At 59.3% G+C, this 14,821-nt stretch carries 19 protein-coding genes; 12 read left to right on the forward strand and 7 right to left on the reverse strand.

The annotated features are described in order from the left end of the window. Positions 1-37: 37 nt before the first annotated feature. The 3 genes from FHT97_RS21565 (at position 38) to hflX (ending at position 2,666) form a co-directional block, all read left to right on the forward strand. Positions 38-901: a D-amino-acid transaminase gene (locus tag FHT97_RS21565; RefSeq protein WP_183864197.1), complete on the forward strand. Its 864-nt coding sequence runs from the start codon at positions 38-40 to the stop codon at positions 899-901. Positions 902-1,011: 110 nt separating this feature from the next. Next, positions 1,012-1,254: an RNA chaperone Hfq gene (gene hfq, locus FHT97_RS21570; protein WP_064692060.1), complete on the forward strand. Its 243-nt coding sequence runs from the start codon at positions 1,012-1,014 to the stop codon at positions 1,252-1,254. 77 nt (positions 1,255-1,331) lie between these two features. Next, a complete protein-coding gene (gene hflX, locus FHT97_RS21575) occupies positions 1,332-2,666 on the forward strand; it encodes a GTPase HflX (RefSeq protein WP_183864198.1) in 1,335 nt (444 codons plus the stop codon). Between the two features lie 69 nt (positions 2,667-2,735). Here the strand turns inward: hflX and mazG are convergent, their stop codons facing one another. Both mazG and FHT97_RS21585 read right to left on the reverse strand, forming a co-directional pair. Beyond that, entirely contained in the window at positions 2,736-3,569 is an 834-nt protein-coding gene (gene mazG / locus FHT97_RS21580; RefSeq protein ID WP_183864199.1) for a nucleoside triphosphate pyrophosphohydrolase, read from the reverse strand. A gap of 6 nt (positions 3,570-3,575) precedes the next feature. Then, entirely contained in the window at positions 3,576-4,163 is a 588-nt protein-coding gene (locus tag FHT97_RS21585; RefSeq protein ID WP_183864200.1) for a nucleoside deaminase, read from the reverse strand. A 262-nt stretch (positions 4,164-4,425) separates the two neighbouring features. Here FHT97_RS21585 and cysG point away from each other — a divergent pair, with 262 nt between their 5' ends. From cysG to FHT97_RS21610, 5 genes are read left to right on the forward strand one after another with little or no spacing between them, the layout of a single operon-like run. After that, positions 4,426-5,862 (forward strand): siroheme synthase CysG, encoded by a 1,437-nt coding sequence (cysG, locus tag FHT97_RS21590; RefSeq protein WP_183864227.1) that lies wholly within the window; start codon positions 4,426-4,428, stop codon positions 5,860-5,862. Between the two features lie 2 nt (positions 5,863-5,864). Continuing rightward, positions 5,865-6,179 carry a DUF2849 domain-containing protein gene (locus FHT97_RS21595; protein ID WP_016553863.1) on the forward strand — a complete coding sequence of 105 codons (315 nt, stop codon included), beginning with the start codon at positions 5,865-5,867 and terminating at the stop codon, positions 6,177-6,179. Between the two features lie 8 nt (positions 6,180-6,187). Further along, entirely contained in the window at positions 6,188-7,858 is a 1,671-nt protein-coding gene (locus FHT97_RS21600; RefSeq protein ID WP_183864201.1) for a nitrite/sulfite reductase, read from the forward strand. A 10-nt stretch (positions 7,859-7,868) separates the two neighbouring features. After that, positions 7,869-8,381: a DUF934 domain-containing protein gene (locus tag FHT97_RS21605; RefSeq protein WP_183864202.1), complete on the forward strand. Its 513-nt coding sequence runs from the start codon at positions 7,869-7,871 to the stop codon at positions 8,379-8,381. 39 nt (positions 8,382-8,420) lie between these two features. Beyond that, complete coding sequence (locus FHT97_RS21610) at positions 8,421-9,632, forward strand: UbiH/UbiF family hydroxylase (protein ID WP_183864203.1); 1,212 nt, start codon at positions 8,421-8,423, stop codon at positions 9,630-9,632. Here FHT97_RS21610 and FHT97_RS21615 read toward each other — a convergent pair. From FHT97_RS21615 to FHT97_RS21635, 5 genes are all read right to left on the reverse strand, one after another. Then, entirely contained in the window at positions 9,612-10,562 is a 951-nt protein-coding gene (locus tag FHT97_RS21615; RefSeq protein WP_183864204.1) for an AEC family transporter, read from the reverse strand. The two genes, FHT97_RS21610 and FHT97_RS21615, sit on opposite strands and share 21 nt — an antisense overlap. A gap of 40 nt (positions 10,563-10,602) precedes the next feature. Next, entirely contained in the window at positions 10,603-11,352 is a 750-nt protein-coding gene (locus FHT97_RS21620) for a cytochrome c biogenesis CcdA family protein (RefSeq protein WP_114712656.1), read from the reverse strand. Positions 11,353-11,535: 183 nt separating this feature from the next. Continuing rightward, on the reverse strand, positions 11,536-11,826 hold the full coding sequence (locus tag FHT97_RS21625) for a hypothetical protein (RefSeq protein ID WP_183756905.1): 291 nt from the start codon (positions 11,824-11,826) through the stop codon (positions 11,536-11,538). A 259-nt stretch (positions 11,827-12,085) separates the two neighbouring features. Beyond that, positions 12,086-12,313, reverse strand: coding sequence for a hypothetical protein (locus FHT97_RS21630; RefSeq protein WP_183864205.1), 228 nt, complete (start codon positions 12,311-12,313; stop codon positions 12,086-12,088). A gap of 163 nt (positions 12,314-12,476) precedes the next feature. Continuing rightward, on the reverse strand, positions 12,477-12,629 hold the full coding sequence (locus FHT97_RS21635) for a hypothetical protein (protein ID WP_016553871.1): 153 nt from the start codon (positions 12,627-12,629) through the stop codon (positions 12,477-12,479). A gap of 477 nt (positions 12,630-13,106) precedes the next feature. Between FHT97_RS21635 and msuE the strand changes: the two genes are divergently transcribed. From msuE to FHT97_RS21650, 4 genes are all read left to right on the forward strand, one after another. Continuing rightward, positions 13,107-13,670, forward strand: a complete 564-nt coding sequence (gene msuE / locus FHT97_RS21640) for an FMN reductase (RefSeq protein WP_183864206.1) — start codon at positions 13,107-13,109, stop codon at positions 13,668-13,670. Between the two features lie 19 nt (positions 13,671-13,689). Then, the gene (locus FHT97_RS21645) at positions 13,690-13,848 is read left to right on the forward strand and encodes a hypothetical protein (RefSeq protein WP_183864207.1); all 159 of its coding nucleotides are present in this window, start codon (positions 13,690-13,692) and stop codon (positions 13,846-13,848) included. A 188-nt stretch (positions 13,849-14,036) separates the two neighbouring features. Beyond that, complete coding sequence (locus FHT97_RS31455) at positions 14,037-14,168, forward strand: hypothetical protein (protein ID WP_259129730.1); 132 nt, start codon at positions 14,037-14,039, stop codon at positions 14,166-14,168. Between the two features lie 39 nt (positions 14,169-14,207). After that, positions 14,208-14,807 carry an alpha/beta hydrolase gene (locus FHT97_RS21650; protein ID WP_183864208.1) on the forward strand — a complete coding sequence of 200 codons (600 nt, stop codon included), beginning with the start codon at positions 14,208-14,210 and terminating at the stop codon, positions 14,805-14,807. The last annotated feature ends 14 nt before the right edge of the window (positions 14,808-14,821 follow it).

The raw sequence follows: 14,821 nt of genomic DNA on the forward strand, positions 1-14,821 counted from the left end.
CTCCCATTTTCCCGCACATATCCACGCACAGGTTTCCATGCCCAGAATAGCCTACGTAAACGGCCGCTATGTCCCACACGCGAATGCGATGGTCCATATCGAAGACCGCGGCTATCAGTTCGCTGACGGCGTCTACGAAGTCTGCGAGATAAGACACGGCTATATTGTTGATCTTACCCGCCACCTGAACAGGCTGGAGCGGTCACTGGGTGAGTTGCGCATTGCCTGGCCGATGAGCCGCAATGCGTTGACTCGAGTTATTCGCGAAACTGTGCGACGCAATCGGGTTCGTAACGGCCTCTTCTATCTGCAGGTCACCCGCGGTGTTGCGCGACGTGACCATGTGTTTCCAGTCGAGGGAACGCCATCCTCCCTGGTGATCACCGCCAAGAGCACGGATCCCTCTGTTATCGCGAAAAAGAATGCGACGGGCATCAAGGCGATCACGGTTGCGGACAATCGCTGGGACCGAGTCGACATCAAGTCCGTCGGCCTCCTGCCGAACACCCTGGCGCGCCAGCAGGCGAAAGAAGCCGGTGCGCAGGAAGCGATCTATGTCGACGCGGACGGCATGGTGAAGGAGGGAGCCGCCACCAACGTCTGGATCGTCGATCGTGACGGCACACTCGTTACGCGCCCGGCCGACCGCGGTATCCTCCGCGGCATCACCCGCACGACGCTGATCGACGTGGTAGCCAAGCTGGGAGTGAGAATCGAGGAGCGGAAATTCTCGGTCGCGGAGATGCTCGCCGCACGCGAAGTCTTCATCACAGCTGCCACGAGCATCTGCTTTCCGGTTGTGTCGATCGATGCGCAAACGATCGCAAATGGCCATCCCGGCAGTGTCTCCCAGAAAATCCGGGAAGCCTTTTTCGACGTTGCGGAAAAGATTGCGATTTGATACCAAGACTTTCTGGGCAGAGGGGATGAGGGTTGTCAGCTGCCTGCAGGCGAGGTTGATTAGTATTCCACCGGCAAAACAAAGCCGGCAATAAAGAAAGAAGCGGCGCGATGGCGGAACGTTCTCAGAATTTGCAGGACCTATTTCTCAATACTGTTCGCAAGCAAAAGATTTCCCTGACAATTTTTCTCATTAACGGCGTTAAGCTGACGGGCGTCGTTACGTCCTTCGACAACTTCTGTGTTTTGCTTCGCCGTGACGGCCATTCGCAACTCGTGTATAAGCACGCAATCTCGACCATCATGCCCGGCCAACCGATGCAGATGTTCGAAAACGAAGAAGCCGCCTCCTAACGGGACCTGCAATTATCTCGACACGCGATACCAAGAACGATTCGATCATCCCGGAAGCTTTAAAGCACCGGGATGATATGCGCGCGACTGTTGTCGTGCCTGTGCTCAAACAGCCGCGTGCTGGGCGGGGAGGCGGCGATTCTACGCCCCTGGTTACACGCACACCAGAAAGTCGCCTGGAAGAGGCGACTGGCCTTGCCCAGGCTATCGACCTTGATGTCGTGCACGGCACTATCGTGTCCGTCAACGATCCGAGGCCCGCGACGCTGATGGGCACCGGCAAGATCGCAGAGATCAAGGCAACGTTGGATGCCAACGATTCCGGCCTCGTGATCGTCGATCACCCGTTGACACCAGTGCAGCAGCGCAATCTCGAGAAGGAATGGAACGCCAAGGTTATTGACCGCACCGGTCTTATCCTTGAGATCTTCGGCCGACGCGCGTCGACCAAGGAAGGCACGCTGCAGGTCGATCTGGCGCACCTGAATTACCAGAAGGGCCGTCTGGTCCGCAGTTGGACCCACCTTGAACGCCAGCGCGGTGGCGGTGGCTTCATGGGTGGTCCCGGTGAAACCCAGATCGAAGCCGACCGCCGTTTGCTGCAAGACCGTATCATCAAGCTCGAGCGTGAGCTTGAGCAGGTGGTGCGCACGCGCCAACTCCATCGCGCGAAGCGCAAGAAGGTGCCACATCCCATCGTTGCGCTCGTCGGCTATACCAACGCCGGCAAGTCAACGCTTTTTAACCGCATCACGGGTGCAGGCGTGCTTGCCGAAGATATGCTCTTCGCAACGCTCGACCCGACGCTGCGCCGGATGAAGTTGCCACATGGCCGTACCGTGATCCTCTCAGACACCGTTGGTTTCATTTCGGACCTTCCGACCCATCTTGTCGCCGCTTTCCGCGCGACGCTGGAAGAGGTGTTGGAAGCGGACTTGATCCTTCATGTCCGCGACATGTCCGACGTCGACAATCAGGCGCAGAGTGCCGACGTGCTCCGCATCTTGAAGGACCTCGGCATCGACGAGGAAGAGGGCGACAAGCGGATCATCGAAGTCTGGAACAAGATCGATCGCCTTGAGCCGGAAGCGCACGATGCGATCGTGCAGAAGGCAAGTAGTGCCGAGAACGTCGTCGCCCTGTCCGCGATCAGCGGCGAGGGCGTCGATACGCTAATGGGAGAGATCAGCCGCAGGCTGTCGGGCGTGCTGACGGAGGCGACAGTACGCCTGCCTGTCGACAGGCTCGCGCTGCTGCCGTGGCTTTACGATCATGCGATTGTCGATAGCCGCGAAGACAATGAAGACGGCTCCATCACACTTGACGTGCGCCTGTCTGAAGCTGAAGCGGTCGAACTGGAACGTCGCCTTGGCAACGGGACGAAAGCCGCTAAAGAGGACTGGGAGCGCTAACGCAAGCCCGCCGGGACGACCGGCTTCGCGCTTCCGCAAGCGACTGTCTTCGCGCTAGGTGTCCTGGGGTCAGCCCAGCCGCCGTTCGATTGCCTTCGCTGCCTGCCAGATTTCCTCCATCCGCTCCAGACTCGCAGCCTCCAGTGTCTCGCCTTCTGCATCAAGAACCGTTTCTATATGATTGAAACGTCGGCGAAACTTCGTGTTAGTACCCCGCAATGAGTCTTCAGGATCGGCCTTTACGTGCCGGCCAATGTTGACGACCGCGAAGATAAGATCGCCGAGCTCATCGCTGACCTTTGCTTGATCCCCATCAGCCAGCGCAACGCGCAGTTCGCCAATCTCTTCCTCGATCTTGTCGAGGATCGGTTCAGGAGCGGACCAATCAAATCCCACCTTTGCGGCGCGCTCCTGGAGCTTCAACGCTTCGGTGAGGGCAGGGAAGCTCCGTTGGACGGACCCCAGGAAACCAGCGTTGAAATCCTCGCCGAGGCCGCGCTTGGATCGTCGTTCCGCGCGCTCGCGTTTTTCGGCCTGCTTGATATCATCCCACTGCTTCTTCACCGCATCCGGCGTGTCTGCATCGGAACGGGCAAAGACATGCGGATGCCGGCGGATCATTTTCCGCGTGATCGCCTCGACGACGTCGCCAAATGAGAACTCGCCTGCCTCTTCCGCCATGCGTGCGTGGAAAACGACCTGCAACAGCAGGTCTCCCAGCTCTTCGCAAAGGTCGTCCATGTCATTGCGCTCGATCGCGTCGGAGACTTCGTACGCTTCCTCGATCGTGTAGGGCTTGATTGTCTCGAAGGTCTGGACGATGTCCCACGGGCAGCCAGTTTCGGGATTGCGCAGCGCGGCCATGATCTCGATCAGGCGGGAAATGTCTTTGGAGGCTTCCATGGTCACTCAGTTCAGTGGAATGTCGTTGTCGCTCTTCGATGCCTGGTAGCTGTTCGAGAGCGTGTCGTAACGCGCCTTGATGCGCGCAGTCTGTGCCTTCAACTCGGCCTTCAAATGCTCGTCTTCGGTCTCAACCAGATCGGCGACGGCAAAGCTGTTCCAGAATGCATTGCTGCGCCTGTAGCCGCCCGGTTCCAGGCCGAAAACCTCCTTCAGGATCTTGAGGTCGTGCGGAATGGCGAAGGCGTCGCGCGAATCCTCGTGGCTAAAGAAATAGTAGAAATTGTCGAACCCGGCCCAGGTGATAGCCGACATGCACATGGTGCAGGGTTCGTGCGTCGACAGAAAGATGAGATCCTTGGTGGCCGGCTTTTCGCCCAGTTCGTAGAAGCGCTTCAGCGTGTGCACCTCGCCATGCCACAGCGGATTTTCAAGCTCGTTGTTGGTCTCTGCGATGACGAGCGAGAGATCTGATTTGCGCAGGATCGCGGCGCCGAACACCTTGTTGCCGGCAGCGACGCCGCGTTCGGTCATCGGCAGGATCTCCTTTTCCATGACGTTGAGCAGGCGGGCGGCGATAGTCTTATCGGGCATGGCGTTCTCCTTGGTGGCTGCACTCTAACGGCAGCGGCAGGCGAGGCAAACGCCGATTTCGACAGCGAGCGGGATTTGTCACAGTCTTTCTGCTGCGCTGCGGCAGACGCAGGTGTGTCCGCTGCGCCGCACCGGTGACTTTTACTCAAATCATTGGAAGACCGAGTAAAAGAATACGCGCCCGCGCGGGCATTGGAATTTCTGTTTCTTCATTTGGTTGGGCAGAGAGTGCATATTCCGGCAACTTCGAAATGGATTGATGATGTCTCCCAAGACTGAACAACTGTCGGTATTTCCTGCCTTCTTCCGCGTTGAAGGCAGGATCGCGGCTGTCTTCGGCAATGGCGACGAGGCCTTCGCCAAGGTCCGCCTGCTCCTCAATACCCAGGCGCGGATCGTTGCCTATACGGACCGTCCTGAGGCCGATTACCATGCCTTTCTGATCGCCAACCGGATCGAGACCGTACGATCAGGCTTTGCTGCCGAACAGATCGTCGGAGCAACACTCGTCTTCGCGGCGACCGGAGATGCTGCGCAGGATCGCGCCATCGTTGAGGCGGCGCGCGCCGAGAAGGTGCCGGCCAATGCCGTCGATCAGCCTGATTACTGCGACTTCTTCACGCCAGCGCTTGTCAATCGTGCGCCGGTGGCCGTCGCTATCGGCACAGAAGGTGCCGGCCCGGTTCTGGCGCAGATGATCCGTGCACAGGTCGATCAGTTGCTTGCGCCGTCGCTCGGTCGTCTTGCCGATTTCGCGATCGGTTACCGTAAGGCTGTCGAGCAGATTGTGCCCAAGGGCGCTGCCCGCCGCCTTTTCTGGCGCCGCTTCTTCTCAGGCGCTGTCGCCGATGCTGTCGCGAACGAGAACCTGCCGCAGGCGCGGCGTGCGGCCAATGGCTTGTTGCAGTCCGCCGAAAAGGTCCAGGGCCACGTCTGGCTCGTCGGCGCCGGTCCCGGTGCCGCGGATCTGCTGACGCTGCGCGCCCAGCGTGTGATGATGGAGGCCGATGTCATCGTCTACGACGCCCTCGTGCCGCAGGAAATCGTCGATATGGGCCGCCGTGACGCCGAGCGTTTGTCTGTCGGCAAGCGTAAGGGATGCCATTCGAAGTCCCAGGAAGAGATCAACGATCTGCTCGTGCATCTCGGTCGCGAAGGCAAGCGCGTGGTTCGTCTGAAGTCCGGCGATCCGCTCGTGTACGGCCGGGCAGGCGAGGAGATGGCTGCACTGCGGGCTGCAGGCATTTCCTATGAAGTTGTACCAGGCATCACGTCGGCTTTCGCCGCTGCCGCCGATTTCGAACTGCCGCTGACGCTGCGGGGCGTGGCGTCGTCGCTGGTCTTCACCACTGGCCACGATCTGACCGGTGACGTCTTGCCGGATTGGGCGAGCCTTGCGGTCTCGGGCGCAACGATCGCCGTCTACATGGGTCGCACCGTCGCGGCATCCGTCGCCGAGCGCCTGATGCAGGCAGGCCTGCCTGCGGAAACGACCGTCGCCGTCATTGAGAATGCAAGCCGTTCCGATCGCCGCCTGCTGCATGGTATTCTGCGGGATCTTCCCGACCTGCAGCACCGTGACGAGTTGACCGGTCCGGTCATGGTTATTATCGGCGATGCGGTCGCAGGCGCCAATTTCGAACTGTCGGAACCGCTTGTGCGCGAACGCGCCCGGTCCGAGGAATTTGCAAGGAGCTGAACATGGTAGACAAGGTTCTCACCGCCAACCGCTTGACGGATGGCATCGCCGTCTGGCTGAACGCCAACGGCGAATGGGTTACCTCGCTGCAGGAAGCCCTTGTGGCTCGTCACGCCGAGGCCGTCGCGGCTCTGGAAGCGATCGGCAAGAAGTCCTATGCCGACAACCAGGTGGTGGACGTCGCCGTCGTCGAGGTTCAGGAGACCGATGGCGTGCTCTGGCCGCTGCGTCTTCGCGAGCGCATTCGCGCCCAGGGTCCGACCATGGAATACGCGCCGGGCTACCAGCCCGCCGACCCCGCATTCATCGCAGTCTGAGGAAGCAGATGTATCGTTACGACGAATTTGACCACGCTTTTGTCGCCGAGCGCGTCGAGCAGTTTCGCGACCAGGTCCAGCGCCGCCTTTCCGGCGAGCTTGCCGAGGATGCGTTCAAGCCGCTGCGCCTGATGAACGGTGTTTATCTGCAGCTTCACGCCTACATGCTGCGTATCGCAATTCCCTACGGCACGCTGAGCTCGCGCCAGGTGCGGATGCTCGCCCATATCGCGCGCAAGTATGACCGTGGCTACGGCCATTTCACGACCCGCCAGAACCTGCAGTTCAACTGGCCGAAGCTGTCCGAGATCCCGGATGCGCTGGCCGAGCTCGCCTCCGTCGAAATGCACGCTCTGCAGACGTCGGGAAACTGCATTCGCAACGTGACCGCCGACCATTTCGCCGGCGCTGCAGCCGACGAAGTCGCCGATCCGCGTCCCTACGCCGAAATTCTGCGCCAGTGGTCTTCTGTCCATCCGGAATTCTCGTTCCTGCCGCGTAAGTTCAAGATCGCCGTCACCGGCGCCGAGCGCGACCGCGCGGCGATCCAGGTCCACGACATCGGCCTGCATCTGAAGAAGAACGAGAAGGGCGAAATCGGCTTTGCCGTTTACGTCGGTGGTGGCCAGGGCCGCACGCCGATGATCGCCAAGCTGATCCGTGACTTCCTGCCGGAAGAGGACCTGCTGTCCTACACGACCGCGATCGTCCGCGTTTATAATCTCAACGGCCGCCGCGACAATAAATACAAGGCTCGCATCAAGATCCTCGTGCACGAAACAGGCACGGAAGAGCTGACCCGTCAGATCGAGGCCGAGTTCGCGGAACTCAAGGACTCCGAACTGAAGCTACCCGAGGCCGATGTCGAAGCGATTGCTACATATTTCGCGCCGCCGGCTCTGCCTGACCGTGCCGAAGGATGGGAAAACCTGGCTCGCTGGAAGAAGGCCGACCCGGCTTTCGCCCGCTGGGTGCAGCAGAACGTGCAGCCGCACAAGCATCCCGACTACGGCATGGTGACGATCTCGCTGAAGCCGATCGGCGGCATTCCGGGCGATGCTTCGGACAGCCAGATGGATGCGGTGGCCGATATCGCCGAGGAATACGCCTTTGACGAAGTTCGCGTCAGCCATGAGCAGAACCTGATTCTGCCGCATGTGGCACTTGCTGATCTCGAGGCTGTCTATCGCGGTCTGGTTGCCATCGGCCTTGCCGAAGCCAATGCGGGTCTGATCACCGATATCATTGCATGTCCCGGGCTGGACTACTGCGCGCTTGCCAATGCGCGCTCGATCCCCGTTGCGCAGGAAATCTCCCGGCGCTTCGGCGATCCGGATCGCCAGGCTGAAATCGGTGAGCTGAAGATCAAGATCTCCGGCTGTATCAATGCCTGCGGCCATCACCATGTCGGCCATATCGGCCTGCTTGGCGTCGAAAAGAAGGGCGCTGAGCTATACCAGATCACGCTTGGCGGTTCGGGCGACGAGCATACGTCGATCGGCGAGATCATCGGTCGCGGCTTCGAGCCGGACAAGGTGACCGACGCGATCGAAACGATCGTCAATACCTATCTGACAATCCGCAAGGAGCCGTCGGAAATATTCCTCGAAACCTATCGTCGCGTTGGTCCGCAGCCGTTCAAGGACGCGCTCTATGGTTCAGCGGCAGAAGCGGCCTAAGGAGAGGACGATGACCGAGATTTGGAGAGAAACCGGCTTCGTCGAGAACGATCCCTGGGTGATCGAGACGGAAGAGGTCAAGGCGGGCGAGGGACAGAAGCCCCTCCTTACCCTGGACGAGCTGATCGCCAAGGCCGACGAGAGCAATGAGGTCGGCTTCGGCGTGCTGATCAAGCCGGCGGACGACATTCGCAAGCTTGAGCCCTACCTTTATCGCCTGGAGATTGTCGCTGTTGCCTTCCCGGCGTTCAATGACGGTCGCGCCTTCAGCCACGCGTCCCTGCTGCGCGACCGCCTGGGATATACCAACGAACTGCGCGCCGTCGGGGACGTGCTGATCGACCAGATTCCGCTGATGCAACGGGTCGGCATCGACAGCTTCGCCGTCACCAACGAGACTGCGATAAAGCGTCTCACGGAACATCGTCTGCCGGGGATTCCGCATCATTATCAACCGGCTGTGCGTGACGCGGACGCCGGCAAGGGCTATAGTTGGCGCCGTCAGGCGAAGCCGGCTGCGTAAGCACCGGATCGCCGTCAAGGAATTTGACGGAACGGTGCAATGAAGACTTTTGAAATCGCGGTGATCGGTGGCGGCCTTGCCGGCATGATCGCCGCTATCGCCTTGGCTCGCGGCGGACGCAACGTTGCTCTCGTTGCTCCGCCGTCATCAGGCCAGGATAGGCGCACGACCGCGCTCATGGATCAGTCGATCCGTTTCCTCGACAGGTTGACCCTTTGGGAAAAGCTGCGTCCGGCGGCCGCTCCGCTTTCGACGATGCGGATCATCGACGGCACGAATCGCCTGTTGCGGGCTCCCGTCACCACCTTCCGGTCCGTTGAACTCGATCTCGAAGCCTTCGGCTACAATTTCCCGAACAAGGCGCTGATGGAAGTGTTGGAAGCCGCGATTGCCGCTGAAGGCAACATCACGTGCTTCAACTCGTTTGCCGACCTGATCGATATCAGTGCCGATTCCGTGACCATTACGCTTGCCGATGGCGAAGTCCTGTCGGCCTCGTTCGTGGTGGGCGCGGATGGGCGCAAGTCCAAGGTGCGCGAGACTGCTGGTATCGATGTGAAGACCTGGTCCTATCCGCAATCGGCCATGGTGTTAAATTTCCAGCACTCGCTGCCGCACGAAAATATCTCGACGGAGTTCCACACCGAAAGCGGCCCCTTTACGCAGGTGCCGCTGCCGGGCAATCGCTCAAGCCTCGTATGGGTTCAGAACCCGTCCGATGCGGTGGCTCGCAATGAACTCTCGCTTGTTGAACTGAGCAACGTCGTCGAGGAGCGTATGCAGTCGTTGCTCGGCAAGGTGACGGTCGAAGAGGGCGTGCAGCTCTGGCCCCTGTCAGGCATGATGGCCCATCGCTCCGGCAAGGGACGAATTGCCCTGATCGGCGAAGCCTCGCATGTCTTCCCACCGATCGGCGCACAGGGGCTCAATCTCAGCCTGCGCGATGTGCTGACGCTGTCGGATATTCTGTGCACGCGGCCTGAGCTGCCGATCGCTGCCGATGCCGGCGACCAGTTCGATCGCAAGCGTCGCGCCGATATCATGACCCGTACGGCAAGCGTCCATCTTCTCAATCGCTCGCTGCTGTCCGATTTCCTGCCGGTTCAGATGATGCGCGCTGCCGGCCTGCATATCCTTTCGGCGCTGCCGCCGCTGCGCAGCATCGTCATGCGAGAGGGCATCGAGCCAGGGCGCGGCTTCCGCGACATTCCGGGCGCGATCAGGGAAAGACTAAGCCGGAAGAAAGCCTGATTTGATCGCAATCAGGACGGCCGAGACGGTCACGACGGATAGCGCCGTCGTGATCAGGATCGTCGCCGAAGCACGCTCCTGCCAGACGCCGTATTGTTGTCCGATGACGAACACGTTGGTCGCCGTCGGCAATGCGGCGAGCAGCACTGCCGCATAGACCCAGATAGGGTCGAAGCCACCGACGGTGGTCAGGGCAAGATAGACGACGATCGGGTGAATGATCAGTTTTGCCGGAACGATGTAGCCGATCTCAACAGGCACGCGCTTCAATGGCCGAAGTGCCAGTGTCACCCCCATTGCAAAGAGGGCGCACGGCGCGGCAGCCTGCGCGAGATAGTCGACGAAGCGCTGGAATGCAAGCGGCTGATCGACGTGCAGGCCGGCGGCAACAAAGCCGAGGGCTGTCGATAGAATAAAGGGATGAAAAGCCACCTTCCGAGCGATATCGATCGCCAGGCGACCAACGGAGCGCCGGTCGTCGCCAGCCACCGCCATGAGCGCCGGAGCGACGATGAAATGCAACGCATTCTCCAGGCAGACAATCAGCGCCACCGGCACAGCCGCACTTTCACCGAGCGCCAGCAAGGCGAGACCTGGCCCCATATAGCCGATATTGCCGTAGGCACCGGCAAAGGACTGGATTGTGCAGTCTGCCAGCGAATTGCCCCGGACCCATCGGCCGATCGCAAACAGCACAACGAAGATTGAATAGGTTGCCGCGAGGTCGGTAGCAATGAAATCGATGCGCGTCAGATCCTCGAAGGGCGTGCGTGAGACTAGCTTGAAGAAGAGCGCGGGTAGGGCGGCATAGATGATGAAGGTGTTCATCCAGCCGAGCGCCCCGGCCGGCTGCTTCGTCACTTTGCCTGCGATATAGCCAATGAAGATCAAGCCGAAGAACGGCAGAAGCAGACTGACGATATCGGACAACCATTATTCCAATGCAAATTTCTGTAGGGCGGTTTTCCGCTTAGCCGATTTTCATCAGGATTGGAAAGGTCTGCTGGAACCAGATTGCGACATCACTGACGAAACCGAACATAAAAGCGAGACCAGTTAGGACGAGAAATACTCCCATAACTTTCTCGACAGTCCCGAGATGTCGGCGGAAGCGCGTCAGGAAGCCCATGAAGGCACCGGAAAAGCCTGCGGCAATCCAGAAAGGTATGGCAAGACCAAGGGAATAGACGGCCAGCAGACCGGCACCCGAGCCGACGGTTTCTCGCGAAGCCGCAACGCCAAGGATCGCGCCGAGCACGGGGCCGATGCAAGGCGTCCAGCCGAAGGCGAAGGCTAGGCCCATCACATAGGCGCCGGTCAATGTCGCCGGTTTGCCGCTGCCTTGAAAACGCGCCTCACGGGCCAGGATGCCGATCCGAAAGATCCCCAGGAAATTCAGACCCATAACGATGATGATCAGGCCGCCGATCTTCGCCAGCAGATCGAGATGTTGGCGAAGCGCCATACCAATGCTGGATGCCCCGGCCCCGAGGGCGACGAAAACGGTGGCGAATCCGAGCGTGAAGAAAAGGGCTGAAAACAAAACGTCCCGTCGGCCGTTCGGCACAACGGCGACCGCGTTGCCACCGCGGAATTGCTCGACGGAAATGCCAGCCATATAGCAAAGATAGGGCGGAACGAGAGGCAGTACGCAAGGAGACAAGAACGATAGCGCGCCCGCAAAAAGGGCGCTCAATAACGAAATATCGGCAATCGACACTTAGGCACTCCGGCGGCAGGCAATCATCGGCCGAGTCCTACCCCAGGCGAGGCTTCTGGGCCAATCACCTTTTTGCGCTTTCGGATAACCGAGCATCTGCCAAGAGCGCAAAGCGTCCCAAAGCAGAAATGGCGCGCCAAATGGCGCGCCATCAGGAAATTCAGGCGTTATCAGACGCCAGCATCAACGATCCCGGCAGACGGTCCGGTACTTGGTGATATAGTGATGATGGCTCTTCTTCTGGTAAGGCTCTTCCCAGCATCTTTGCCGCGATGCGTAACGGGGACGATCGTAATCATAGTCTTCGTCATCATAGGCATAGCGCGGACCATGCCTGTAATAGCGCGGAGGTGGCTGATCGTCATAGTAACGCGGGCCGCCACCGCCGAATTCGAAGTAGACGCCGTCTGCAAAGGCGGGCGCGCTCACAAGCAGCGTCGCGAGACCGGCGGCCGCAATAACAAGCTTTCTCATAGTCAGTCTCCATGTGTCTCTGACGTAGCGCCCTCGAAGCGCTCTTGGTTGAACAGATTAGGGCCGACGAATGAATGTGCACTGAAGCCGGCGTTCATCTTACAGTCATGCTTGGCAGGTTCCCGAACAGCGGTGATGATTCCCTAAATGGCCGATGCAGGGCGCTGCAGCAGGCCGGGCGCGTCAAGTGCGCGCTTTTCTTGAGCGCGTCGCAGGGCGGCGGCACGCTTAATTATCAACGCAGGATCGGTGTTGCCGGTCAGTGATCAGTGTCGGAAATATGCGGAACGTGCAGTATCTGGCCATCGAGCAGAAGCAGGAAATGTTCTTCATCGAGCCGATTCACGATCTCGCCTTCCTCCGTTATATAGTCAGTCTTGGGCGAAGCCGCGTTCTGGCCGGAAATCCTCATCTGCTGAATGACGACATAAGTCTTCCCTCTGTCGTCCTGACACCGAAACCGCCTTTCCTCTCTATAGTTCGACATGGCCGAGCCTCCATCGCATTGAACAGAATCTTTGCTCGCAGCAGTGCAATTTCAAGGCCTACCGATTCCCTCGAGCAGATTTTGCTTTCTGCGCGGAAAACAGCATCTGGAGTGGCAGCCGAGGGAGGCTCGGCTGGGTTCGATCATCAACCGTCTTGCGAGATCAACGGGCAGCATTCGCGACGCGATTGCCGGCGTTCTGAGTGGCGTTGACGGTATTGGCGGCATCACGCCCGACACCCTTGATGGTGTTTGCGCATGAGGTGAGGGCGATGAGCAGGCACAAGGCGGCAGCGACTTTGGCGGTGATCGTCATTGAGGCGTTTCCCAGTTGAAGATGTTAGGTAATGCGCGAGACCGCAAGTTGTTCAAAACGAACCAAATTCGCGCCTGAGCGAGTGCGGGAGACGAAGAGAGGGACGGCCACAAAGAAAGCCCGGCGGGATATAGTCCACCGGGCCTTTTAAACGGACCTACATAGGCGATGCTGGTCCGGCAGCGCAGATTTCAGACGCTGCAATCAACTAACGACCGACGCGGCCAAAAGTTCCTCAATGCTCGCCAAAACCGAGTGGCCGAAGAGGCGGCCTTTCACTAGCCCGAACCGGCCGGAAGCGGTGTACCGACTACATTCAATCTTGCGGTCGGCTTAGGCGAACGGCGGAAGCCAAGGTGTGTGTGATGGGGCGTATGAGAGCATCGAATTTCAAGCTCTCCCCGCACAAGGAAACTTCATTTCTTTTGTTCACTAATTTTATAGACAATATTCGATGCGATAACGAAGGAGAGATATATGTCGCTGCGATTGGTGGGCATTGCCGGTAGTTTCAACCGTCCATCCAAGACCTTTGCCCTCGTCGGGCACATTGCTGGGCTTGCTGCAGAAACCTACGGGTTCTCCAAGACGGTTTACGATCTCAAGGACCTGGGGCCTTCTCTCGGAACTGCCTTGTGGCGAAGCGAGTTGGATGAGCAGGCGAGCCAGGTGATCGATGACATCGTCAAAGCCGACGTTCTTGTTATCGGCTCGCCGACTTACAAGGGGTCTTACCCGGGCCTGTTTAAGCATCTGATCGATCTGATCGAGCCAGCCGAACTTCGGGCCAAACCGATCATCATTTCCGCAACCGGCGGTGGGGACCGCCATGCGCTGATTGTCGAGCATCAACTGCGACCGCTTTTCGGCTTCTTCATGGCCCACACACTGCCGACGGCCGTCTATGCCTCGGACCGCGATTTCGTCGACTACAAGGTTACATCCGAAGCGCTGTCTACCCGCATCGGCTCTGTCGTCGATGAGCTTGGCAGCTTCTCTTTCGTACCGTCCGCAAGGGGTTCGTTGCAGGCGGCCGAGTGAACGGGCGAGGGAGGGTGACATGGTCAGTACAGAGAAAGGCGAGCTTTGGAGTGTGTTCGACTTCGCGCGCCGCTACCGGCTGACGATACGCGAGCAGAATCGCCTCCTGATGCTGTTTGGTCCCGTCGCCGGTGCTGCGGAGTTGCTTGCGAATGCCAGGCGCAACCAACTGATTTGAGCGAGAGGAAGGAAAAATGAGGATGCAGTCTCTTTTTCTATGGTTCCGGTCGGTGATCCACCACGGTCTTTCGCAACCGGCCGGGTCATGGAGTGAACTGACTAGGGAAGGCGAGCCGACCGCCCGCGATTACGAAATCTACTATTGGAACCCATCTCCCGGGCCCTGGTACTGAAAGAAGGATTGAGATGGTCGTTTTCGACGATCGCCGCGTCGCTCCGCGGTTCCGGTTTGCGGGTGCCGCAGCAGACCTTGCCGCCCAAGCGGCCACGATCCTCGCTTTCGGGTTCCTTTTCGCAGCCACCCTTGGGGTCTTCTAGGACCAATAGCTCGTTCATACGCCGCGATAAGGATTGATGATGACGCCAGTACTTATTCTTCCCGGGCTTTTTGGATCAGGGAACACGCACTGGCAAACCGCCTGGTTACAGGATCATCCCGAAAGTCGGCTCGTCGAACAGGACAACTGGGGCAACCCGCACCTCATGACATGGCGGGCAAAGCTTGAGGCGACACTTGAAGATGCAGGAGAAGCCTACATCGTTGCTCATAGTTTAGGATGTCTGCTGGCGGCAAGCCTCGCTGGTCGGTCCTCCGTGGCGCGAGTGAGGGGAGCGCTGCTGGTTGCGCCCTGCGACCTGCCGGCGACCGACAGATTGCATCCAGGACGGATCGCTTTCGGTACGATGCCGACGGCCGAGTTGCCGTTTCCGAGCATGGTGATTGGAAGCCTGAACGATCATTACATGTCGCTCGATCGCCTGACACTCTTCGCTCGCCTCTGGGGCAGTGAGCTGCACAATGTCGGCCTGGCAGGGCACATCAACGTCGCCAGTGGCTATGGCCGCTGGCCGGGTGGCTATCGTATTTTCGAGAAGCTGAAGGCCAGAACGCATCACCTCGACAAGATACCGACGAAAAGGCCGTTACTCGGCAGAGCGTCGTCTTCCGCGTGGTAGGGCTTACTCTGCCG

This window comes from Rhizobium sp. BK399 (assembly GCF_014194695.1).
Lineage (GTDB): Bacteria > Pseudomonadota > Alphaproteobacteria > Rhizobiales > Rhizobiaceae > Rhizobium.